The organism is Bradyrhizobium brasilense, assembly GCF_029714345.1.
GTDB lineage: Bacteria > Pseudomonadota > Alphaproteobacteria > Rhizobiales > Xanthobacteraceae > Bradyrhizobium > Bradyrhizobium australafricanum.
Genome location: NZ_CP121669.1, coordinates 637,713 through 658,554, shown reverse-complemented (window position 1 = coordinate 658,554; position 20,842 = coordinate 637,713). Strand labels below are relative to the sequence as shown.

Annotated in this window: 21 protein-coding genes; 11 read left to right on the top strand and 10 right to left on the bottom strand. The window is 62.1% G+C overall.

Annotated features, from left to right (window positions below; all coding sequences use genetic code 11):
- Positions 1–655 precede the first annotated feature (655 nt).
- On the bottom strand, positions 656–901 hold the full coding sequence (locus QA635_RS03000) for a hypothetical protein (protein WP_283072175.1): 246 nt from the start codon (positions 899–901) through the stop codon (positions 656–658).
- 545 nt (positions 902–1,446) lie between these two features.
- Entirely contained in the window at positions 1,447–2,460 is a 1,014-nt protein-coding gene (locus QA635_RS02995; RefSeq protein ID WP_057021182.1) for a 1-aminocyclopropane-1-carboxylate deaminase, read from the bottom strand.
- Positions 2,461–2,621: 161 nt separating this feature from the next.
- On the opposite strand from QA635_RS02995, the gene QA635_RS02990 reads away from it, so the two are divergent.
- Entirely contained in the window at positions 2,622–3,086 is a 465-nt protein-coding gene (locus QA635_RS02990) for an Lrp/AsnC family transcriptional regulator (protein WP_057021181.1), read from the top strand.
- A gap of 185 nt (positions 3,087–3,271) precedes the next feature.
- Positions 3,272–4,429: an Ig-like domain-containing protein gene (locus QA635_RS02985; RefSeq protein ID WP_283066801.1), complete on the top strand. Its 1,158-nt coding sequence runs from the start codon at positions 3,272–3,274 to the stop codon at positions 4,427–4,429.
- A 20-nt stretch (positions 4,430–4,449) separates the two neighbouring features.
- On the opposite strand, the gene QA635_RS02980 is transcribed toward QA635_RS02985, so the two are convergent.
- Positions 4,450–4,830: a c-type cytochrome gene (locus QA635_RS02980; protein WP_283066799.1), complete on the bottom strand. Its 381-nt coding sequence runs from the start codon at positions 4,828–4,830 to the stop codon at positions 4,450–4,452.
- A gap of 153 nt (positions 4,831–4,983) precedes the next feature.
- On the opposite strand from QA635_RS02980, the gene QA635_RS02975 reads away from it, so the two are divergent.
- On the top strand, positions 4,984–5,787 hold the full coding sequence (locus QA635_RS02975; protein ID WP_283066796.1) for an NAD-dependent protein deacetylase: 804 nt from the start codon (positions 4,984–4,986) through the stop codon (positions 5,785–5,787).
- Between the two features lie 156 nt (positions 5,788–5,943).
- Here QA635_RS02975 and QA635_RS02970 read toward each other — a convergent pair whose 3' ends face one another.
- The 6 genes from QA635_RS02970 to QA635_RS02945 form a co-directional block, all read right to left on the bottom strand.
- Positions 5,944–6,240: a hypothetical protein gene (locus tag QA635_RS02970; RefSeq protein WP_057021179.1), complete on the bottom strand. Its 297-nt coding sequence runs from the start codon at positions 6,238–6,240 to the stop codon at positions 5,944–5,946.
- Positions 6,237–6,515: a cell division topological specificity factor MinE gene (gene minE / locus QA635_RS02965; protein WP_026192121.1), complete on the bottom strand. Its 279-nt coding sequence runs from the start codon at positions 6,513–6,515 to the stop codon at positions 6,237–6,239. The genes QA635_RS02970 and minE overlap by 4 nt, the downstream gene beginning before the upstream one ends.
- Positions 6,515–7,330 carry a septum site-determining protein MinD gene (minD, locus tag QA635_RS02960; protein ID WP_057021178.1) on the bottom strand — a complete coding sequence of 272 codons (816 nt, stop codon included), beginning with the start codon at positions 7,328–7,330 and terminating at the stop codon, positions 6,515–6,517. The genes minE and minD overlap by 1 nt, the downstream gene beginning before the upstream one ends.
- A gap of 21 nt (positions 7,331–7,351) precedes the next feature.
- Positions 7,352–8,068 carry a septum site-determining protein MinC gene (gene minC / locus QA635_RS02955; protein WP_028335249.1) on the bottom strand — a complete coding sequence of 239 codons (717 nt, stop codon included), beginning with the start codon at positions 8,066–8,068 and terminating at the stop codon, positions 7,352–7,354.
- Positions 8,069–8,245: 177 nt separating this feature from the next.
- Positions 8,246–8,587 carry a hypothetical protein gene (locus QA635_RS02950; RefSeq protein WP_283066792.1) on the bottom strand — a complete coding sequence of 114 codons (342 nt, stop codon included), beginning with the start codon at positions 8,585–8,587 and terminating at the stop codon, positions 8,246–8,248.
- A 213-nt stretch (positions 8,588–8,800) separates the two neighbouring features.
- Complete coding sequence (locus QA635_RS02945; RefSeq protein WP_076834843.1) at positions 8,801–9,061, bottom strand: hypothetical protein; 261 nt, start codon at positions 9,059–9,061, stop codon at positions 8,801–8,803.
- 576 nt (positions 9,062–9,637) lie between these two features.
- Between QA635_RS02945 and QA635_RS02940 the strand changes: the two genes are divergently transcribed.
- Complete coding sequence (locus tag QA635_RS02940; protein ID WP_028335246.1) at positions 9,638–9,874, top strand: DUF6894 family protein; 237 nt, start codon at positions 9,638–9,640, stop codon at positions 9,872–9,874.
- Positions 9,875–10,507: 633 nt separating this feature from the next.
- Positions 10,508–10,924, top strand: a complete 417-nt coding sequence (locus QA635_RS02935; protein ID WP_283066787.1) for a VanZ family protein — start codon at positions 10,508–10,510, stop codon at positions 10,922–10,924.
- Positions 10,925–10,976: 52 nt separating this feature from the next.
- Here QA635_RS02935 and QA635_RS02930 read toward each other — a convergent pair whose 3' ends face one another.
- Complete coding sequence (locus tag QA635_RS02930) at positions 10,977–11,633, bottom strand: LuxR C-terminal-related transcriptional regulator (protein WP_283066785.1); 657 nt, start codon at positions 11,631–11,633, stop codon at positions 10,977–10,979.
- A 461-nt stretch (positions 11,634–12,094) separates the two neighbouring features.
- On the opposite strand from QA635_RS02930, the gene QA635_RS02925 reads away from it, so the two are divergent.
- The 6 genes from QA635_RS02925 (at position 12,095) to QA635_RS02900 (ending at position 20,822) form a co-directional block, all read left to right on the top strand.
- Positions 12,095–13,015, top strand: coding sequence for a LuxR C-terminal-related transcriptional regulator (locus QA635_RS02925; protein WP_283066783.1), 921 nt, complete (start codon positions 12,095–12,097; stop codon positions 13,013–13,015).
- 97 nt (positions 13,016–13,112) lie between these two features.
- Positions 13,113–14,123 carry a UDP-glucose 4-epimerase GalE gene (gene galE / locus QA635_RS02920; RefSeq protein ID WP_283066781.1) on the top strand — a complete coding sequence of 337 codons (1,011 nt, stop codon included), beginning with the start codon at positions 13,113–13,115 and terminating at the stop codon, positions 14,121–14,123.
- Positions 14,124–14,403: 280 nt separating this feature from the next.
- On the top strand, positions 14,404–17,019 hold the full coding sequence (locus tag QA635_RS02915; RefSeq protein ID WP_283066779.1) for an AMP-binding protein: 2,616 nt from the start codon (positions 14,404–14,406) through the stop codon (positions 17,017–17,019).
- 381 nt (positions 17,020–17,400) lie between these two features.
- Positions 17,401–18,564, top strand: a complete 1,164-nt coding sequence (locus QA635_RS02910; protein ID WP_283066777.1) for a GNAT family N-acetyltransferase — start codon at positions 17,401–17,403, stop codon at positions 18,562–18,564.
- Positions 18,565–18,822: 258 nt separating this feature from the next.
- The gene (locus QA635_RS02905) at positions 18,823–19,734 is read left to right on the top strand and encodes a 4'-phosphopantetheinyl transferase family protein (RefSeq protein ID WP_283066775.1); all 912 of its coding nucleotides are present in this window, start codon (positions 18,823–18,825) and stop codon (positions 19,732–19,734) included.
- 47 nt (positions 19,735–19,781) lie between these two features.
- Positions 19,782–20,822, top strand: a complete 1,041-nt coding sequence (locus tag QA635_RS02900) for a thioesterase domain-containing protein (protein WP_283066773.1) — start codon at positions 19,782–19,784, stop codon at positions 20,820–20,822.
- Positions 20,823–20,842 lie beyond the last annotated feature (20 nt).

Below are 20,842 nucleotides of genomic sequence, written 5' to 3'. Positions count from 1 at the left end.
CCTGCGCCCAATAGGTCTGTTCCCGCATTTGCATAGGAAAGTCAGCATGCGTTTCATCGCAGATGCGATGCGGCACTCAAGCAAACGGCCCCAGCACTCCGGCAGGGAGGCTGAGGCCGAGGAGCGCCCGTGGGGTAGGGAAAGATTATGGACACCCCCGCGTGAGCTAGAACCTCGATGGCACGGAAGGGCATTTGCATATGTGAATGAGTGTCCTGATTTCCCCAAGCGAATGTCCTAACTGGGACAGCATCTCAACCGGGGTGCTGTCCGCATTTAGGCCCCGTGTCCTAAGTTGATTTTGGAAGTGTCCCAATTAGAAAACGGCCCCAGCGCCGGGAGAGCGCTAAGGCCAAGTTGACGTTTCCAATGAGCTACGGCAGTTCAGCCGATCAGAAGCCAGCCTAAGCTGATGATGAACGCGACGAGCGATACCCCCGCCAAGCCTATGAGGCTGAACTCGACGCCATCTAAATCGGTCCTGAACATAATGTTCAAAGCATTACACGTCGGATCGGCGGGCGCTTTAGCGTATGTCAGTCAGCGGCAGTGTCCCATTTCCAGATTCCACCGGGCATCAGATGTCCTAATTCACCTCTCCGAGTGTCCTAACCAGGACAGCACCTCAACCGGAGCATTGCCGCCAAGGCGGACGCTACTGCGGCTCCCCAACTGAGGAGCGCGCCGGCGGATCTGGTTCGCTGACCGAGTACCAGGATGCGAGGGCATGGACGCCGACGCCGATCAGGAAGATGCCGGCGTAGAGCTCGACGGCGTGATTCATCGCCAGCAGGCGGGCGTGCGGCGCGGCACCCTGACCCTGGTAGGTCCAGACCCAATGTCCCACGGCGACGATGCCAATGCCGAGCGCGGCGATGGCTCGGCCGGCCGCATTCATCATCCTCACGCGATGGTCTCCCAACTCGCCCGGCCCATTGAAATTACCGGGCGAAGCTGACGAGGACCTGACGTGGGACATCGAACGTAGCCTGGATGGAGCCACGAAATCGGAAGCCCGCCAGCTCCCTCCCCCCGAAAAGGGGAAGGTCGGGATGGGGGTCAGCCGCAGGCGATGCTGCAAGCGGAGAAAGCAGATCCCCACCCGCTTTGCTCTGCGAGCAAAGCGACCTCCCCTTTTCAAGGGGAGGTAAGAATGCGTAGCCCGGATGGAGCCGAACGAAATCCGGGGATCTCGTGCCGCCGAGAGACCTACCCGGATTGCGCTTCGCTTCATCCGGGCTACGAAGCCACGAAATCGGAAGGCCGCCAGCTCCTTCCCCCCTGAAAGGGGGAAGGTCGGGATGGGGGTCAGCCGCAGGCGATGCTGCAAGCGGAGAAAGCAGATCCCACCCGCTTTGCTCTGGCGAGCAAAGCGACCTCCCCTTTTCAAGGGGAGGTAAGAATGCGTAGCCCGGATGAAGCCACGAAATCAGAAGGCCGCTCGCCTCAGCCGTTCCTGAACGCGTAGGCGTAGCCGTTGAGCGCCGGTGCGCCGCCGAGATGGGCGTAGAGCACCTTCGATCCGGCCGGGAAATAGCCCTTCTGGACCAGATCGATCATGCCCTGCATCGACTTGCCCTCATAGACGGGGTCGGTGATCATGCCCTCGAGCCGCGCGCTGAGGCGGATCGCCTCCTTGGTCTCCTCCGACGGCACGCCGTAGGCGGGATAGGCGTAGTCCTCGATCAGCACGACATCATCCTCCACGATATCGCGGCCGAGCTCGACGAGTTTTGCGGTGTTCTGCGCGATCGACAGCACCTGCGCCTTGGTCTGCGCCGGGGTGAACGAACCGTCGATGCCGATCACGTTGCGCGCGCGTCCATCGGCGGCGAAGCCGACCAGCATGCCGGCATGGGTCGAGCCGGTCACCGTGCAGACGATGATGTAGTCGAACTTGACGCCGAGCTGGCGCTCCTGCGCGCGCACCTCCTCAGCGAACCCGACATAGCCGAGCCCGCCAAATTTGTGCACGGAGGCGCCGGCCGGAATCGCGTAGGGCTTGCCGCCCGCCGCCTTCACTTCCTCGATCGCCTGCTCCCAGCTCTTGCGGATGCCGATGTCGAAGCCTTCGTCGACCAGCCGCACATCGGCGCCCATCACCCGCGAGAGCAGGATGTTGCCGACGCGATCATAGACCGCGTCCTCATGCGGCACCCAGCTTTCCTGCACCAGCCGGCACTTCATGCCGATCTTGGCCGCGACGGCCGCGACCATGCGGGTGTGATTCGACTGCACGCCGCCGATCGAGACCAGCGTGTCGGCATTGGAGGCGATCGCGTCGGGGATAATGTATTCGAGCTTGCGCAGCTTGTTGCCGCCATAGGCGAGCCCGGAATTGCAATCCTCGCGCTTGGCATAGAGCTCGACCTTGCCGCCGAGATGCTTTGACAGCCGATCGAGCTTCTCGATGGCAGTCGGCCCGAAGGTGAGTGGATAGCGCGCGAACTTCTCCAGCATGCTGGCATCCTCTTTGGTGGTCTGAAACGGCGGCCACAGCTATCACCCCTGGCGCGAAAGGTGCTCTCTAACTCAGCTCGCGCAATTGCCGAAGATTGCCGGATCTGGCCCCGATGGTATATTTTCTCTCATGAAATCGACCAATAGTGAGAGATTCTTCCATGTCCGCCCGACTCGACCGCATCGACCTCAAGATGTTGAGATTGCTGCAGAAGAACGGCCGGCTCAGCAATGCCGAACTGGCCGATCAGGTAGGCGTCAGCCCCGCCACCTGCCATCGCCGGACGCAGGCGCTGTTCGACGAGGGGTATCTCAGCGGCGTCCGCGCCATGGTGGCGCCGCGCAAGCTCGGCAAGGGCACGCTGGTCATGGTCGGCGTCGTGCTCGACCGCTCGACGCCGGAAAGCTTTGCGAGCTTCGAGCAGGCGGTGGCGAAGCTCAAATGCGTGCTCGACTGCCATCTCGTCGCCGGCGATTTCGACTACTTCCTCAAGATCCGCGCCGGCGACGTCGACGACTTCAAGCGCATCCATGGCGATCAGCTGATCGCGCTGCCCGGCGTGCGGCAGACCCGCACCTTCTTCGTCATGAAGGAGGTGGTGGACAATGCGGCGCTGGAGTTTTGAACCTGACGTGATCCCGGCACGGGCCGGGCGCCGTGAGCCGCCAGATCGGCCGGCCTGCCCGAGAGAAGTAATCCCTTCATCCGACTTGATGGCCGGCGCAAACCGGCGCAGTCTCTCACTAAATCCCCGCGGGGGGCGGGGGTCGCGCGCGGATGCGCGGGGGACATCATCCGCGGATGACAATCATGAACGCCACGGCGATCCGACTGGTCATTCCGTTGCTGGCACTTGCCGCCGGCGGCACGGCGGCGCTCGTCTTCGGCATCCGCCAAACCCAGCAAATCCTGGGCGGGAGCACGCCTTTGACGGCGACGGCACCATCCGCGCCAGCGGCTCCGACGCGAGACCAAGACAAGACCGCGCTGACAAAGGCGCAAACCGAGACCGCGGCCCTGGCCGACGTGCTGACAGGACCGGCGCCGGCACCAGGCGGCGACGCGGTGCCGGAGTTCGACGTCGTCAACATCGAACCGACCGGCGAGACCGTTGTCGCCGGCCGGGCGCTACCGGGCACGACGGTGGAACTGCTGCGCGATGGCGAGGTGCACGATCGCGTCGTGGTGGACAAGTCCGGCCAGTTCGTCATGGTCCCGCGCCCGCTTCCGCCGGGAAACTATGACCTGACCCTGCGCATGACGCGCGACGGCAAGCAGGTGACCTCCAAGCAAAGCGTGGCGGTGGCGCTCGAGGCTGCGACGAGGGAGCGGCCGATGGTGGCGCTGATGGCGCCGAACAAACCGGTCCGCGTGCTGTCGCAACCTGCGGCCACGGCGCCGGCGGCTGGGAAAGTGGCCATCGAGGCCGTCGAGACCGAACCGGACGGCAAGCTCCATGTGAGCGGTCAGGCAGCTCCCGGCGCGACCGTCCGGCTCTATCTCAACGGCAGCTTGATCACGTCCGCGACGGCCGACGAGGCGGGGCATCTCTCGGTCACGATCAACAAGGGCGTGACGGCCGGCAACTATAAGGTGCGGCTTGACGACGTCGACCCCACTTCCGGCAAGGTCCGCGCGCGGGCCGAGGTGCCGTTCAACGTTCCGGACACGATGACGACCGCATCGATCCCGGCATCGCCAACCTCGTCCGGCCGTGCGGATATCGCCAAACCGCAGCTCGCCGCGGCGGCAACCACCACCGCATCCGATGTGAAGTCCCCCTCCGCCGTGATCGTGCCGAAGATCACCACGACCACCGTCGCCCGCGGCGACAGCCTGTGGCGGATCAGCCAGCGCGCATTCGGCGCCGGACAGCGCTACGCCGTGATCTATCGGGCTAACTCGCAGCAGATCCGCAATCCCAATTTGATCTATCCCGGCCAGGTCTTCGTCGTGCCGGCAAAGTGAGACCGGCCTACCGCCAACGGTCACTTGCCGGGAGATTTCAGGAACGCCACGATCTTGGCGCGATCTTCCGCCGAGCGCACGCCGGTATACGGCTTCATGCCGTTACCCGACACCACGCCCTCGGGATCCTCGATGAAGCGCAGCAGCGCGCTCTCATCCCAGACGATGTCGGATGATTTCATCGCCTCCGAATAAGGAAAGCTCGCAACCGATCCGGCTTTGCGGCCGACGACATTGTGCAGGTTCGGGCCAACGCGGTTGTCGCCGTCCTTGACCGTGTGGCAGGTGCGGCAGGAATTGTTGAACGCTTGCTCGCCGGACACGCCCGCATCCTGACCATGGGACGGCGACAGCGCCAGCGACATCAGCCCGCAAACGACGACAATGAATCCCGGCCGCATCGATCACTCCGTCGGCAATTGCGCCAGGCAAACGGGCGCGCGCAGCACCACGTCTCGGGTGCCATGCCGTCAACGCAGAGGCGGCGTGAAAGGTCCGCTCGCGGCAGGCCCCACATCTGGCGCAGATGCGTGCGCCGCACTAGATGTGCTGCCATGCCACACCCCGCCCTCGAGGATTTCGTCGCCGGCCACCAGCGCCTGTTTGTCCTGACCGGGGCGGGCTGCAGCACCAATTCCGGCATTCCTGATTATCGCGACAGCGACGGCAACTGGAAGCGGACGCGCCCGGTGACCATCCAGGCGTTCTTGGGCGAGGCGGCGACGCGGCAGCGCTATTGGGCGCGCAGCATGGTGGGCTGGCGGCGGTTCGGCCGCGCCGCGCCGAACGGCGCGCATCGCGCGCTGGCCAAGCTCGAACAGCAAGGGCGCTGCGAGCTGCTGCTGACCCAGAATGTCGACCGCCTGCACCAGGCCGCCGGCAGCCAGCGGGTGATCGACCTGCACGGCCGATTGGATGTGGTGCGCTGCCTCGGCTGCGGCGCGACGATGCCGCGCGAACAATTCCAGCACGAGCTCGCGCGACGAAACCCCGCCTGGCTCACGCTCGATGCCGCCGACGCTCCCGACGGCGACGCCGATCTCGAGCAGGATTTTTCGTCGTTCGTGGTGCCGGCCTGCGAGGCCTGCGGCGGCGTGCTGAAACCCGATGTGGTGTTCTTCGGCGAGAACGTGCCGCGCGATACGGTCGCGTCGGCGCAGGCGCATCTCGAGCAGGCCGACGCCGTGCTGGTGGTCGGCTCCTCGCTGATGGTCTATTCCGGCTTTCGCTTCGTCCGGATGGCGGAGCAGCGCGGCCTGCCGATCGCCGCCGTCAATCTCGGCCGCACCCGCGCCGACGAGCTGCTCACCCTCAAAGTCGAGGATAGTTGCGAGAGCGCGCTGGCGTTCTTGCTGTAGGTCGCCTGTCTCTTCCCGTCATTGCGAGGAGCGATAGCGACGAAGCAATCCATCGAGCCGCCTATGCGGAAAAATGGATTGCTTCGCGGAGCCTGTCATCCGGCGGCGCTTCGCGCCGACCGGGTGGCTCGCAATGACGACGGGAGAATTATCGCACTACGCGCGGTGGCGCGGCGCCTTGGCCATCGGCATGTTGGCGTTCCAGTGCGTCCAGCTGACGCTGGCGAGGCTGCCGAGATCCGTCGCCAGCGGGCGACGGGTGCGGCGCTCGTACTCCGCGATGCAGCGGCCCGACTCGCCGATCTTGCGCTGCAATTCGTCGATCGTCATCTGCGTCGCGCGGCCGCAATTGGCCTTGCCGAGCTGATCGGCCTCGATCGCCCTCAACGCCGCCCGCAGCTTCTTGAGCTGCGCGCGCTGCCAGGCAATGTGACTATCGCTGTCTGCCGTCATGTGGCCGCCACCATCTTTGATCGTTGCACGCCATTGGGAACCTCGATGTCGACCTCGAGCATCGAGACGAACTTGCCACGGTCCATCCGGACCACGACCTTGTCGGGGTCGACGTCGATATGCTTGGAAACCACGCTCAGGATTTCCGAGCGAAGTGTCTCCAGGAGATCTGGCGCGCCGGTCCGGCCGCGCTCATGCGAAAGCAGGATCTGCAACCGCTCCCGCGCGACGGGCGCCGATGCGGCGCGGCCGCCGAACAGCCGCATTACGTTCATCATGCCGCCCTCCGTCGCAGTAGCCGATCCATCAACCCCTTGCGTTGAACCGGCACGGTCATCTCCACCGCCTCGCCCATCAGGCGGCGTACCGCGTCGGTATAGGCCCGCGCCGGCGCGCTGCTTGCTGCGTTCAGCGTGACCGGACAGCCGACATTGGAAGCGCGCAGCACGTCCTGGCTTTCCGGGACGATGCCGAGCAAGGGAGTCGCAAGGATCTCCAGGATATCGTCGATCGAGAGCATCTCGCCGCGCGCCGCGCGGCCGGCATCATAGCGGGTGACCAGAAGATGCTTCTCGACGCGCTCGCCGCGCTCGGCGCGGACCGTCTTGGAATCGAGCATGCCGATGATGCGGTCGGAGTCGCGGACCGACGACACTTCCGGATTGGTGACGATGACGGCCTCGTCGGCGTAGCGCATCGCGAGCGTCGCGCCGCGCTCGATGCCGGCCGGGCTGTCGCACAGGATCCAGTCGAACTTGGTCTTGAGGTCGGCGATCACGTGCTTGACGCCCTCTTCGCTCAGCGCGTCCTTGTCGCGGGTCTGCGACGCCGGCAGCAGCCAGAGATTCTCCAGCCGCTTGTCGCGGATCAGCGCCTGCGGCAGCTTGGCGACGCCCTGCACCACATTGATGAGGTCGAACACCACCCGCCGCTCCGCGCCCATCACGAGGTCGAGGTTGCGCAGGCCGACGTCGAAATCGATGACGACGACGTTCTGACCCATTTGCGCGAGCGCCGCGCCGAGCGCGGCGGTTGAGGTCGTTTTGCCGACCCCGCCCTTTCCAGACGTCACGACCAATACCTTGGCCATTCTCTCTCTCCTTGTGGTCGGTCAGTTCAATGGTGTGATGCGCAGCATCTCGCCCTCGAGCCACGCCTGGGCGGGCCGGTTGCGCAAGCTGTCGGCGATTTCTTCCGCAGTCTGGTAGTAGCCGTCGATCGCGAGCAGCTCGGCCTCGATCCTCTGGCAGAAGATGCGGGCCGCCGAATTGCCGTTGATGCCGGCCATCGCGCGGCCGCGCAGCGTGCCGTAGACATGGATCGAGCCGCCGGCGACGATCTCGGCGCCGGAGCCGACCGAGCCGAGCACGGTGACGTCGCCCTCGGCGAACACGATCGACTGGCCGGAACGGACCGGGCTCTCCAGCAGCAGCGACGGCAACTTGGTCTTGTCCTTGTCCTTGTTTTTTTCCTGCACCTGCGGCTTCTGCGGCTCGACATGGGTGATCGCGCAGGCCCGGCCGCCGGTCAGAAGCGGCGGCATGTTGGCGCCGAGCTTCGATTCGTCGACGCCCTCGATGCCGAGGATGCGGATGTTGCGCTCACCGAGGCTGCCGATCAGATGCGCGATCGCGGTCTGGCTGAGATCGACCGCCGAGAGGTCGAGCACGATGGGCTTGCCGGTGAAGAAGCCCGGCGACTTGGCCAGCGTCGCGTCGATCTCGGCCAGCCAGGACACGACCGGCACGACCGGCGAGAAAACGAACGCAACGTAGGAACGGCCGCGCATGCGGACCTGCTGACGTGCGACCTGTTGAGTTGCGTCCATCGCCCCTGACTCGGTTGTCTTGTCGAATGGTTAACAATCGGACCGCATGGTTAATCAAAGGTTAACGCGATCAGGGTTTTCACCGATTTGGACAGCGCTCGCCCGGGAACCTCGAAACGCTTTGGCGTTTGAACAGGTGCGGAATTGGAGGAGATGCGGCAGCGTTTTTGAGCTGGATCAATTTTCTTCGCGCCAGACGGGGTTATCATTGCGCGAGCGATTGCAGACCACGCCATGACCCACTCCAGCTGGATTGAGATCCTGCGGTGCCCGAAATGCCGACGCACGGGCCACGCTGAGCTGTCCGAGGTCGCCCCGCTTCGCAACCGAATTGTTCGGGTCTCGGAGGAATTCGAAGTTCGCGCCGACGAGCGCGGCGACGATTTCCAGTGCCGGGCCTGCAAGCTGCCCGCCCTGCCATGACAGCGGATGCCTTGGCGCGCATCTGCCGATCACGCCGAAAATCATCGTTGTAGCTATTCCGCCTTGATATTCGCCGACTTGACGATCGGCCACCATTTCTCGACCTCGGCGACTGCCTCAGGTCGATCACCCGGACGAGGTCGACGTCGCAATCAAACTCCACCTGCGGGAGTTCGCGCCAACGGCGTGAGGCGTATCGCCCGCCGGCAAGCGCGACCTGGCGGCGGCGCGATCTATTTTGGCCTAGGAGGATTGGCCCGCCGAAGACCCGCGACGTCGTCGCGGGCCTTCCGGGAACGGCTATGCCGATCAGTGGACCGAGCGGTCGGTGCGGGCAGCGGCCCGCGCGGTCGTCATCTTGTTGCGGGGCGTCAGAACGCTGAGCTGATGCGGCGTCGCCGACGTCGTCGCCACCGGCGCTTGCTCGCGGGCATTGGCGGCGCCGATCACGCCGGCCTGCACCGCCGAGATCGGCAGGCCCGCGGCCTCATAGGTCGGAAGCTCCGCAGCGGACGCGGCGGTTGCGATCGCGAGAGCGGCGGCAAGGGTGGAGAGGGAAATCTTGATCACGGAAGGCTCCTCAGTGGCACGTGAGAAGCAGAGTTAGTCAGCTATTATTGCAATGCAATATCAATATTGCCGCACCGCACAAATAATTGATCGCCGGCGCGCTTGGCGAGTACCGGGGGCCGTCGCGAAAATGCTGCTCGTTACCTTCGGCTGTTAGGTATTGCCGCATGCTTCCCTGACCATCCGAGAGATCTCGGCGCGTCCGGTGGTCCGTAGCCGTTTCCCGCTGGTCCGCCTGCCTCTGCTTCTGCAACGGCGTGATTGTATTCGCGGTGACGAGCGGCGTTCTCGGCATCCTGCCGGCCGCTTGCCATTGTCTCAAAATCACGACGGCCGAATCGCTGGCTCAGTGCCGACAAGCCGGCACGAATTCGGCTGGTCTCCTCTCTCGACCCGATGCGTCGCTCGACCTTCCGAACTGATCATCGTGCAGGTCCACGTCGGGGTACCCAACAATGATGATCCGCCCTCCTAGAATAGCGGCTTGCCGTCCGCCTCACCGTGGTGCGATGACACCACTTTGATGCGTCGAGCTCGTCGCAGTCGTCGGAATGTTCGCCTCATCCGGAGACATCAATGCCGCGGTATTTTTTTCATATCCACGGCGGCCATTCAGTGCTCGATGATGTCGGCCTGGATCTTCCCGACATTTTCGCCGCACGGACGACGGCGATTGAACTGAGCGGCGAGATACTCAAGCACGACGTGACGGAGCCATTCTTGCGTCATCTTCGCTGGCATGTCGAAATCAGCGACAGCCCCGAGCCGGGCGGCCAGTCACTGTTCGTCCTTCAGTTTTCCATTGCGGCATGAATAGCAGCGAACGCAGCGCTCGCTTGCGGCGCCTCGTGGCCATCTTAAAACTTCGCGATGGAGCGAAGCGTGCAAGCTTGATGTCCTGGAGGAGTACTCTGAAAGCCCCGGCGACACGCTGCGCGAAAGCTGCAATTCCCGTCCATTGTGGACGGACCAATCGCCGGCCTGCTTTGGCTCGCAGAAACCAATCACGACTCCACAATGGAGAAGAAGCTTTCTGCCGATCAGCTTTCAGATATCACCGCCTGGTGTCTCGAATTTGTATTCGCGCCTAGACCTGACCTCGGAGGTCCCGCATGACAGCAAGGCACATCTGGTACGTCTCCTTCATTGATCAACGCGATGCTCCGCCCGACAGGCACGCACGAAGGACTGCGACATTCGTATCCGAACAGGATGCGAAGCAGTTCACAAGGAAACTGGCGGAGGACCAGCGCATCGAGAGACTTTCAGCTGGAACGATCAACCCGTACCGGCCCAAACGAGTCATCGGATCCAGAGACATTGGCCAGTGGCTTGGCAAAACCTAGCCCGCCATGGTGATCGGCAATTGAGCTTGACCCCCATCGTGCAACGACGATCCATCTTTTTAAGACGACCACGCCTGACACGCCTGAAGAGTAGTTGCGAATGCGAATGATGAAACCAGGTTACTGCGCTCTTGCTGAACCACAAGGGATGACGCAAACCGTATTCCGATGCTTGGCCTGGGGTTTGATCCTAGGCCTCTTCATCGTCACCGATACACCGCTGGCATTCCGTCCGCACACGTTGATATCGGCGAACATCGATCGTTTTGCAGCTCTGTTCATTATCGGGGTCGCCTTTTCGCTCGCCTATCCGAAGCACGTGCTGCCAATCCTGCTCGTCCTTCTCGCTATAGTCGTCGGCTTCGAGCTCATCCAAAGACTGCTCCCCGACAGACATGGATACGTAAAGGACATGCTCGTCAAAGGCGCCGGCTGCTGTGCAGGCGTTTTCATCGCAACTGCCTTGCGACGCTCGTTTTCCGCAATCTCCAGGCGGACAGACAGCCCGTTGGCCTAGCGGGGATGATCATCGCGCACGAAGCTCGATGAAAAACGCCGGTCCGTCGCCGCTATTCGACGGATGGAGACCCGGTCGGCCCGGAATATGAGACGGCGAGCGTAGCAAGGACGGTCCTGTTGCTGATCTCGAGCTTGCGGAAGATGTGGTGCAGATGGACCTTGATGGTACCGTCGGCCACCTTCAGACGGCGGCCAATCTCCTTGTTCGAAAGGCCCTCCGACACCAAACGCATGATCTGACGCTCGCGGTCCGTCAGCACCGCAAGATATTTCTCCGGGATCGTCGTTTGCGTATAAGGGATGGCTTCTTCGTACGAGGGCGGAGGCAACGTCTTCTGGCCGTCGGCGACTTGCCGCAACGTCTGCAAGAGCGTTTCGGGCTCCTCCTCGCTCAGAAGAACACCGCAAGCTCCCGCTGCTGCGAGCATGGCGAGATCGCGATCCTCAACCGAGGCGGCAAGAAACACGAGCCGCACACCAAGCGCCCCGGAGTTTGCGACCTCGAGCATGGCCTGCCCAGAAATGTCAGGCATCGACATGTCCAAAATGGCGATGTCGGGCGCGAGGCTCTGTATTGCCTTGAAGCAGTTCGCGATATCATTGCAGCGAGCAACAACTTTGAAATCACGCTCTGCTTCGAGCAGGCAGTTCAGACCCAATAAAACGACTGGATATCTACTGGCAATGACTACACGACTGAAATGCATTTCCGATCAACCCTCAGTCCCCCTCAGTTCAGATCGGCGCCCATGTCATTAATAAGTTACTCCAATATGAGACATTTCAGTAAGGTTTTGTTGTCGCTTGGTCCCGTGAATCTACCGCCTGGAGCGCGCCGACAAACATGATTTCACAACGCGTAATCGCAGCGACGATCCGACGCACCCTCAGCGAGTGCCTGTCGACCAGGACCGAGAGACCACCCTCGTCAGTTTGGCGGCCCCAAATGCCTATAACCAACGGTATATAGGGATATTGGGGATTAGCATCTAACATTCTTAAATATTTTGAGAGTGGGTTAAGCGCTTTTCGTCCCAGGTTTGTTCTATCGACCGAATCTGAGGAAGCTTGTTTTTACGTCGTTCTTTTCAGCTGGGCGGGCCACCAAAAATGAACCGGGTTCAACCCTTCAACCGCTTGTATCATTGTAGCGTCCGGGAGAGTTTCCATGAGACGACGATATCCTTTTGCCATTGCGCTGGTTGGTGAAAATAGTCTTCGCAAAGAAGGCCTTGCAAGAATTCTAAATTCGGAGAATTTCGTCCTAACCTCAATATACGACGCCGATGATTGGCCCAGCGACGAGGCGCTTCAGAAAGCCGCTGCCAGTCCGGCATTGTTCCTCATCGTTCATAGTGGCGATGATTTTCGCCCGACAGTCGAGCAAATCGACTCGTTCAAGCGCCGTCACGCGGATGCACGTGTCGCTGTTGTCGCGGATCACTTTCATCTGAATGATCTGGTTGCCGCATTCCGAGCCGGCGCCACCGGATATTTCATCGACGTGATGAACTGCGATGCGTTCATCAAGTCCATCGAACTCGTCATGATGGGTGGGACGGTATTCCCGCCGGCATTTTTGGAGTCCGCTCTCGATACCGAGAAGCGCGAGGCGGACGATACCCCTGTGCCCAACGATGACGATCATGCCGTCGCAACGGCAGATGACACGCTGGCTCAGCAACTTTCGCCGCGGGAAGTTTCAATTGTGCAGTGCCTGATTGAAGGCGATTCCAACAAGTGCATTGCGCGCAAGATCAAGATTGCCGAAGCCACGGTGAAGGTTCACATCAAGGCGATCCTTCGCAAGATTCGGGTTCAAAACAGAACGCAGGCAGCAATCTGGGGATTGAACCATCGATCTGCGGCTTGGTCGAGAAACAGCAGTTCGGCGCATCAGATCGTTGACGTGACCGAGCGGCTCATCCCACCTGGCCGGGAAATTCCCAAGATCGCGAGAGCGGGCCGGCCGGCGCCACTTGGCGCGATCGACCATGCGGAGAACTACTTCGAGGTCTCCCTCACCAACGGCCATACCCGCAAGGACATGAGCTCAAAAGCCGACGGGGCGATCCGACTGCGGAAATAGCTGAGACTCGTCCGGTCTGGCGCATCGGCATCACCGCGCGGGATGATTTCCCGCGCGCGGCGAGCATTGACCACGCAGACGCGAAACGGAAGCGGAAATGATCTTGTTGACCGGCGGTGCCGGCTATATCGGATCCCACATCGCTGTCGCCCTACTCGACGCCGGGCTCGATGTCGTCGCGGTCGACAATCTTTCCAACAGCAACAGCGCCTCTCTCGAACGGATACGAGCCATCTGCGGGCGATCGGTCATTTTCCGGCATGCCGATATTCGCAATGAAGAGGCGATCTACCAGATCCTGCGCGCCCACGACGTGACTGCGGTCATTCATCTCGCCGGCCTCAAGGCGGTGGGCGAGTCCAGCGCTCAACCCATCACCTATTACGACAACAACGTCGTGGGAACGATGCGGCTCGTGTCGGCCATGACGCGAGCATCCGTCAAGACGCTGGTCTTCAGTTCATCCGCAACCGTTTACGGGACACCCGCGTACCTGCCGCTGGACGAGAAGCATCCTGTCGCACCGATCAATCCGTACGGCCGCACAAAATACTTCATCGAAGAAATACTGAAGGATCTTCATGAGTCCGACAAGGATTGGCGGATCGCCATCTTGCGCTACTTCAATCCGGTTGGCGCCCACGAAAGCGGACTGATCGGAGAAGATCCCCTGGATGTGCCGAACAATCTGTTGCCGATTGTGGCACAAGTGGCGATCGGACGACGTCCGACGGTGCATGTTTGGGGAAACGACTATGATACTCCGGACGGCACCGGGATCCGTGACTTCATTCACGTTGTCGATCTTGCATCCGGACATCTGAGCGCCCTGCGCCAACTGAGACAACCCGGCCTTCTGACGATCAATCTCGGGACAGGAAGCGGCAGTAGCGTCATGGACGTGATCCGGACATTCAAGGAAGTGAGTGGCCGGCCAGTTCCGTATGTGATCGACCAACGCAGGATCGGTGACGTCGCAATCTGCTATGCCGATCCAACTCTCGCGAGGAACCTGTTGGGCTGGACATCAACGCGATCACTGACGCAGATGTGTGCCGACCATTGGCATTTTCAGATGAAGAACCCGAATGGCTATCGCGGCGCGTAGTCGGCGAGAGCCATCTGCGTCTTCGAGAATTTCTGGCTTGTTCGAGGCCTGCTCAATCCCGCGCAAGCCAGACGACTGCTCTCATCGGCAAGCTCAAGTCGCGCCGCCGCCTGGTTACGCCACCACTCAGCAATGGTCGCGATCGGCAGGATGGCAGGATGACGCACCGACTATTGGCTAATCCTTAATTGCTGCCTTCACTTGCTGTACAGCAAGGCATCTTCGGGAGCGCCGGGCTATGGTCCTGCCAACCGACTTACGTTGTTCAAGGTAGGACGGAATGCTTCTGGACAACGAGACGCCTGGCGCCACCATGTGTTCCGAGAGCTTCCACGCTCGCGACCATGGGGAGTCGGAACCCCGACTCACAATAGGCCAGGTCGTCGCTCGAACTGCCAGTCGGTTTCCGAACCAGCCGGCGATCGTCTCGAGCGCTTTCGAGCCTCTGACATACAACGGTCTTGAACGCCAGTTGAACGCAATCCGCCGGCGGCTGCGCCTGGCCGGCTTCGATTGCAACACCCGGATCGGGATCCTGATGCCGAACGGCCCGGAGGCGATTCTCGCCATCGTGGCAGTCGCCTGCTGTAGCGTCGCGGTGCCCCTCGACCCACGCCTCTCCCTGCCTGAAATCGAGCAGCGTCTCGACATGCTCAACTTGAGCGCCCTCGTTGTGCTGCAGGGCAGTGCCCCTGAAGCTCGCCAGGCCGCAGCCTGCAGAACGCTTGCCGTCATAGAAGCCGCTCCGGTCGGACAGGGCCAGCTTGGACTCGAGATCGCCGTGCAAGTTGGCGGCTTCCCTGCCATCGACGCTGAGCCGGATTCGCGCTCCCCCGCCTTCATTATGCAGACGTCGGGCACGACCGCGCAGCCGAAGCTCATTCCGTTCAGTCATGACAATATGCTGGCGGCGGCCGAACGCCTTCGGGCCTGGTTCGGCCTCACGTCCCGGGACCGATGCCTGAGCGTGTCGCCCCCCTACTATTCCCATGGGCTCAAAGTGACGGTCTTCACGCCGTTGCTGACCGGAGGCAGCATCGCCATCCCGGCGAACAGTGCCGTCGTCGCACTCGATGAGTGGTTCGATGTCCTGCGGCCGACCTGGTACTCGGCAGGCCCGACGCTTCACACCACGGTGCTGGACAAGGCGCAGAGCCTCGAGAATGCACGGGCGGCACACACTCTGCGGTTCGCGATGTCGGGCGGCGCGCCGCTCCCGAGGGCCGTGCAGGACGGCCTGCAACAAGCTCTCGGGGTGCCGGTGCTGGAGCATTACGGCTCCAGCGAGGCGGCGCAGATCGCCGCCAACCAGCTTCCACCCGGTCCGAACAGGCCGGGCACATGCGGGAGACCCTGGCCCGATATCGTGACTGTCGTTGACGAGGATGGGCATCCCTTGGCAGCCGGCGAGCACGGAGAGATCTGGATTCGTGGACCGACCGTGACGTCGGGCTATCTCGATGCGCCGGAACTCAATCAAGCCGCTTTCACGAAGGGTTGGTTTCGCACCGGCGATATCGGCAGCCTCGACGAGGACGGCTTCCTTTCGCTGCACGGCCGCCTCAGCGAGCTGATCAATCGCGGCGGTGAGAAGATCTCTCCCGCCGAGATCGAAGCCGCGCTGTTGCGACATTCGGCAATCGCCGAAGCTGCGGCCTTCGCGATCTCGCATCCGCGCCTGGGCGAGGACGTCGCAGTCGCCATCGTCCCCCATCGCGGCGCGCAAGCGAGCGCTGCGGAGCTTCGCCTGTTCCTGCAACGCGAGCTGGCCTCGTTCAAGATTCCGAGACGCATTCTGACGCTCGACCATCTGCCGAAGGGGGTGACGGGAAAGGTTCAGCGGCGACGTCTGCGCGAGCTGGTCGACCGGCCACGGGGGCACCAGGCGACGACGCCGGCGCCCGTCGCGAACGGGCCGTTGAATTTGGAAGCCGAGTTGCTGACCCTCTGGCGCAGGCTGCTCAAGAACGAGGCCGTGACCGTTGACGATGATTTTTTTGCCAGCGGCGGAGACTCCCTTCTCGCGATGGAGATGCTGATCGAGGTCGAGCGGCTCGTCGGCTATCCCGTGCCGGAAACCATCATGTTCGGGGCAGAAACCGTCCGGCAATTTGCCGCAAGGGTTTCCGCACCAACGGACACGTGGACGACGCCGTTCTTCCAGCCCCATGGGCCTGGCACGCGGTCACCGCTGTACTTCTTCAACGGCGACCTTGTCAGCGGCCACGCGAGTCTTCGGCGGGTGGTAGAGCTTCTGGGGCCGGATTATCCGATCATCTCGATCAATCCCCACGGTCTTCATGGCGAGCCGATTCCGGGCTCGATCGAGGCGATGGCCGCCGACCGCCTGCCGTTCATCTTGGCAAGGCAAGCGCGCGGTCCTTTTCTTCTGGGCGGCAAGTGCAATGGCGCCATGGTGGCATTCGAAGTGGCCCGCCAGCTGACGGCAGCCGGCCACACGGTTGATTTGGTTACGATGGTGGACCCGCCGACCGTCAGTGCCCGTCCAATGCCACGGGCGATCCTGGGGCTGCTGAAGCCGCTGGTTTCGCCTTATCTCTTGCGTTGGACCTTCGAGCAAATGGTGAGACTGGAGCGACACCTGAAGCTCCCGGCGAACAAACAGCCTGCGATCGCCAAGGTCGCAATTCCAACGGCGTTGTGGGACGCTCATTCAATCGCAATGGCGCGGTATTGTCCGGCGCCGCTCGAGATCCCGGTGGCCTTTTACGCCGCCGACCACGATGGCCGAGCGTGGCGGCATCTCACCTCTCACCTGGAATTGATACAGGTGCCTGGCGGACATCCGGGCTGCCTGTTGATCGGTGCGGAACTGCTCGTGGATCACCTACGGCGGAGATTTGAAAAACTCGCCTCGGGATCGAGCGCCACGTGAGAAATCGGACGTCAGCCATGACACGCCCCGATGAGCGGGCCGAGGATCGAGGCCGTCGGACGCCGAAGGCCGGACCGCGCTGCACCCGCCTCGAACCCGGTCGATCACAGCTTCACCTCGGCACAGTTGCTGCACTGGCACAAGCAGCTACCGTGGGTAATCAGAAAGGGTCCGCACCTCGATCGAATTCCGGATATAGTTTCCGTGATCGGCCTCCGCCGAGACAACGGTCAGAGACGCCCAACCAGGACGTGCCTGCCAGAGGGAAATCCGCGCGTGACGAGCCATCCATCATCGGATCTTGCGCGAACATTGCAACTCGATCCTTCGGTATTCCCGTCACGTCGCGCATTCAGCCCTCTGGCGTTGGAACGGGAAAGCATGCCTGAGACGGTTACCGATGTCAGCCTGGATGCCCTGGAGAGCATTGCGTGGCTTGAATCCTCATGGAAGGAGCTCGAAGCGCGAGTGACTCACTCGTTCTTCCTGTCCTGGCTCTGGATCGGCACTTGGCTACGGCATATCCCGGATGGCGCGCGACCACACGTCCTCGTGGCCCGGTCATCAGGCAAGATCGTTGGCCTGGCGATTATTTGCCGGCGGAGGGCGTGGAGTCTCGGGCCGCATGCGCGGACACGCTGGCTGCTCAACGAAACGGGAGATACTCGTTTCGACCGATTGTTCATCGAGTACAACGGTATTCTTGCAGAGCAATCCGATGCCATCATATCGGCAGGTCTCAATGCGTTGACGTCGCGTTTGCGCCGCTCGGACCAGTTGGTGCTCTCCGGAATTGATCCGGACCTTGAGGCGACCGCCAGTCGCGCCGCAGGCCGGGCCGGGCTCGTGACCGAGGTGAAGAAGGCTGATGCGGCATTGTGGGTTGATTTTGCCCCGGTCCGCCAGCGCGGGGGGGATTATCGCGCCACATTGGGCCGCAGCACGCGCCAGGCCGTGAACCGCGCCATGCGGCTGTATGCCGAACGCGGCCCCGTTGAACTCCGGATCATGGAAACGACGACGGAGGCCCTCGCCGCGTTCGAATTGCTGGGCGACTTTCATCGGTCGCGATGGGGACGCAGGGGAGCCTTCGCCAATCCCGGCTTCCGTCCGTTTCACGAGGAGCTGATTGCGCGCGGAGTCCCCACGGGAGCCGTTCGCATCTCACGGACGCTGGTTGGGAACGAGACTATTGGGGTCGTGTACAATTTCGTGCACGACGGCCGTGTCCTGAACTACCAGAGCGGCTTTCTCTATGAGAGCGATAGCCGGCTCAAGCCCGGGCTCGTCAGCCATGTGCTGGCTATCGAGGACAGCATTGCACGCGGGGAAAGCGGCTACGACTTCCTGGCCGGTGGCGGCGGGCACAAGTCCCATCTGGCCAATCGGGAGCAGGCCATGACGTGGATCGCTGTCGGCAGAGACAGTCCCGAGCGCCACATCGAGGCCAAGCTCCGCAGTGCCAAGCGGATACTACGGACCATTGCCACGAATCTTCCAAAAAAGACCGCGGCTCTGTATTCCGTATTCGGCGCTGGTTCCTAGCCGATCGGTTTGGGCTCTTTGGCGAGAACCAATGTCCAGGTCAGCGAGGTGGCCATGTCGGTGCTCCCCCCCCCCACCTTCTGACTGCCGGCCGGGGCAGGCGCTGACGCCTGGACTGCATCCATTGACGGTCTAGCGGTCCAATTCCCCTAGGAATTTTCCCCGCTTTGCGCTTGGGCGGAAGGACCCGGCGCTTTGCCACCGAGTCACTCAACTCAAGCCGTCCAATCCGGGGCACCGGATGGGAACTGGCAAAAAATGGGTAATTACGATGGTCGATTGAGCCATGGCGGTGCGCGATTAAAATTTCAATCAGCAGTCCGCTCGAATGCCCATCGCAATACCGTTCGCAACCTACCGGCGGCACTCCGGATCGAGGCTAATAGAAAGCAAGTTGTGATGGCTTTTCGCACAGGTGCCTGTGAACAGAGCGAGTGGGAAAATAGTCGTTCCTTTGACGGGCCAGGCTATCGCAGACTTGAACGCGGGGCTCGCGGAGCCGGCACCGCCCCTTTGAGCTTTCTGGACAAAGCAGTTGAGCTGAGACCCGGGATCATCATGCCGGTTCTCGAGCATGATGGTCTGGAGGTCCTGGCATTCATGCTCCATGTGGAGCAGGACGTCATCCGGGAGCTAAGCGCTTGCCTCAACGAGGAAGAACATCGGCGCGCCGCGGGATTGAGATTGGAGCGCGATCACCGCCGCTTCATTGTTAACCGCGGGCAACTGCGCCGGGTCCTCGCTTCCAGATTGGAAATTTCACCCTCGGAGATCGAGCTGGAATATGGACGGCTGGGCAAACCCCACCTCTCCCGCCGCATGCCCGCCCGCGACTTGCGCTTCAGCGTCTCGCGATCTGGAGAAGTAGCGGTCATCGCCCTCTCGATCAGGCAAGAGGTCGGCGTGGACATCGAGGCAATCCTCCCTGTGCCCGAAGCGGACGAGATCGCAGCGCTCTGCCTTTCCACCTCCGAATACGAGTCCTACGCCGCCCTTGATCCGGAAGACCGGCTGGAAGGCTTCCTCCAGCGCTGGACCCGGCTGGAGGCTGTCTCCAAGGCGCTGGGGTGTGGCTTGGGACAGCCGATTTCCTGGGATGAACGGGATTGGGCTGTCCGAAGCTTCGTACCGCAACCTGGATATGTTGGGAGCGTGGTCGTCCGGAAATGAACTGTCATCCGGAGTCGAAGTTGCCGCGATGGCGCACGGAACAGGAAATGTCAGTTTCATCGATGAAAAGCCCGATGTCAGCGCATGTGATGCAGTTTTCGGAGCTGCTCGCAGACCTCGCGGTCAAGGACATCAAGGTCTGGGTGGATGGCGACCGGCTGCGCTGCAACGCCCCGGCCGGCGCGCTGACGGCGGAGCTTCGCGATCAGTTGCAGGGGCGGAAGGGCGAGATCATCGCGTTTCTGAACATGGCCACGGCCGCGGCCAAGCAACCGTCTGCAATCGTTCCCTTGCAGTCTCGCGGCACACGCACGCCCATTTACGCCGTACCCGGTCATGTCGGGGCACCGTCCTCATTCCTGGACCTCTCGAAGCACCTGGGCGGCGATCAACCGTTCTACGCCCTCCAACCGCCTGGCTTCGATGGGCAGAGCGAGCCGATGGACCGCGTCGAAGATATCGCCGAGTACTTCGCCCGCCAGATCGTCGAATATCAGCCGACCGGTCCGTACATCATCGTCGGCTATTGCTCGGGCGCTCCAACAGCTTTTGAACTGGCGAAAATCCTGGGACAACGCGAGTCCGAGGTCTCATGCGTTGCGCTGTTTGGCCCGCTTCACCCCACCACCTATGGGGAATGGCCGCGCCGGCTGTATTTTATTGCCAGGGGCAAGGCGGAATCGTTCCTGCATGAGACAGCGAAGCTGCCGACATTCGGCGCCCGTCTCCGATATTTCGGCAGTCGCCTGCGCGAGCACGTCCGCGCCCTCGTACCCCTCGTTGGCAAGAGCAATGAGCCTGTCGCGACAGACCCGGTGTTGGCGAGCAGGGCTCTGCTCAAATCCACGGCGATCGCGGCCTTTCAGCGGTACACTCCCACTCCGTATTCGGGTCGGGTTTGCATAATCCTTCCCAACAAAGCCTGGCTGCGATCGGGTGCCGCGCCACACCGATGGCTGCGGGTAGTGCCGCATGCCGAATTTTACTTCGGGCCCGATGACTGCAACGAAGCCTCGATGCTGATGGAACCTGACGCACCTGCCATTGCGAACCTCTATCGCCAGGCAACCCAGAAGCAGAACGATTGACGTGATTCTCTTTTTAAGTT

Coding starts and splice junctions, on each gene's coding strand:
- QA635_RS03000 (WP_283072175.1), bottom strand. CDS start 901: ATGATGAATGCGGCCGGCCGAGCCATCGCCGCGCTCGGCATTGGCATC.
- QA635_RS02995 (WP_057021182.1), bottom strand. CDS start 2,460: ATGCTGGAGAAGTTCGCGCGCTATCCACTCACCTTCGGGCCGACTGCC.
- QA635_RS02990 (WP_057021181.1), top strand. CDS start 2,622: ATGTCCGCCCGACTCGACCGCATCGACCTCAAGATGTTGAGATTGCTG.
- QA635_RS02985 (WP_283066801.1), top strand. CDS start 3,272: ATGAACGCCACGGCGATCCGACTGGTCATTCCGTTGCTGGCACTTGCC.
- QA635_RS02980 (WP_283066799.1), bottom strand. CDS start 4,830: ATGCGGCCGGGATTCATTGTCGTCGTTTGCGGGCTGATGTCGCTGGCG.
- QA635_RS02975 (WP_283066796.1), top strand. CDS start 4,984: ATGCCACACCCCGCCCTCGAGGATTTCGTCGCCGGCCACCAGCGCCTG.
- QA635_RS02970 (WP_057021179.1), bottom strand. CDS start 6,240: ATGACGGCAGACAGCGATAGTCACATTGCCTGGCAGCGCGCGCAGCTC.
- minE (WP_026192121.1), bottom strand. CDS start 6,515: ATGAACGTAATGCGGCTGTTCGGCGGCCGCGCCGCATCGGCGCCCGTC.
- minD (WP_057021178.1), bottom strand. CDS start 7,330: ATGGCCAAGGTATTGGTCGTGACGTCTGGAAAGGGCGGGGTCGGCAAA.
- minC (WP_028335249.1), bottom strand. CDS start 8,068: ATGGACGCAACTCAACAGGTCGCACGTCAGCAGGTCCGCATGCGCGGC.
- QA635_RS02950 (WP_283066792.1), bottom strand. CDS start 8,587: ATGGTGGCCGATCGTCAAGTCGGCGAATATCAAGGCGGAATAGCTACA.
- QA635_RS02940 (WP_028335246.1), top strand. CDS start 9,638: ATGCCGCGGTATTTTTTTCATATCCACGGCGGCCATTCAGTGCTCGAT.
- QA635_RS02935 (WP_283066787.1), top strand. CDS start 10,508: ATGCGAATGATGAAACCAGGTTACTGCGCTCTTGCTGAACCACAAGGG.
- QA635_RS02930 (WP_283066785.1), bottom strand. CDS start 11,633: ATGCATTTCAGTCGTGTAGTCATTGCCAGTAGATATCCAGTCGTTTTA.
- QA635_RS02925 (WP_283066783.1), top strand. CDS start 12,095: ATGAGACGACGATATCCTTTTGCCATTGCGCTGGTTGGTGAAAATAGT.
- galE (WP_283066781.1), top strand. CDS start 13,113: ATGATCTTGTTGACCGGCGGTGCCGGCTATATCGGATCCCACATCGCT.
- QA635_RS02915 (WP_283066779.1), top strand. CDS start 14,404: ATGCTTCTGGACAACGAGACGCCTGGCGCCACCATGTGTTCCGAGAGC.
- QA635_RS02910 (WP_283066777.1), top strand. CDS start 17,401: ATGCCTGAGACGGTTACCGATGTCAGCCTGGATGCCCTGGAGAGCATT.
- QA635_RS02905 (WP_283066775.1), top strand. CDS start 18,823: ATGGGTAATTACGATGGTCGATTGAGCCATGGCGGTGCGCGATTAAAA.
- QA635_RS02900 (WP_283066773.1), top strand. CDS start 19,782: ATGTCAGTTTCATCGATGAAAAGCCCGATGTCAGCGCATGTGATGCAG.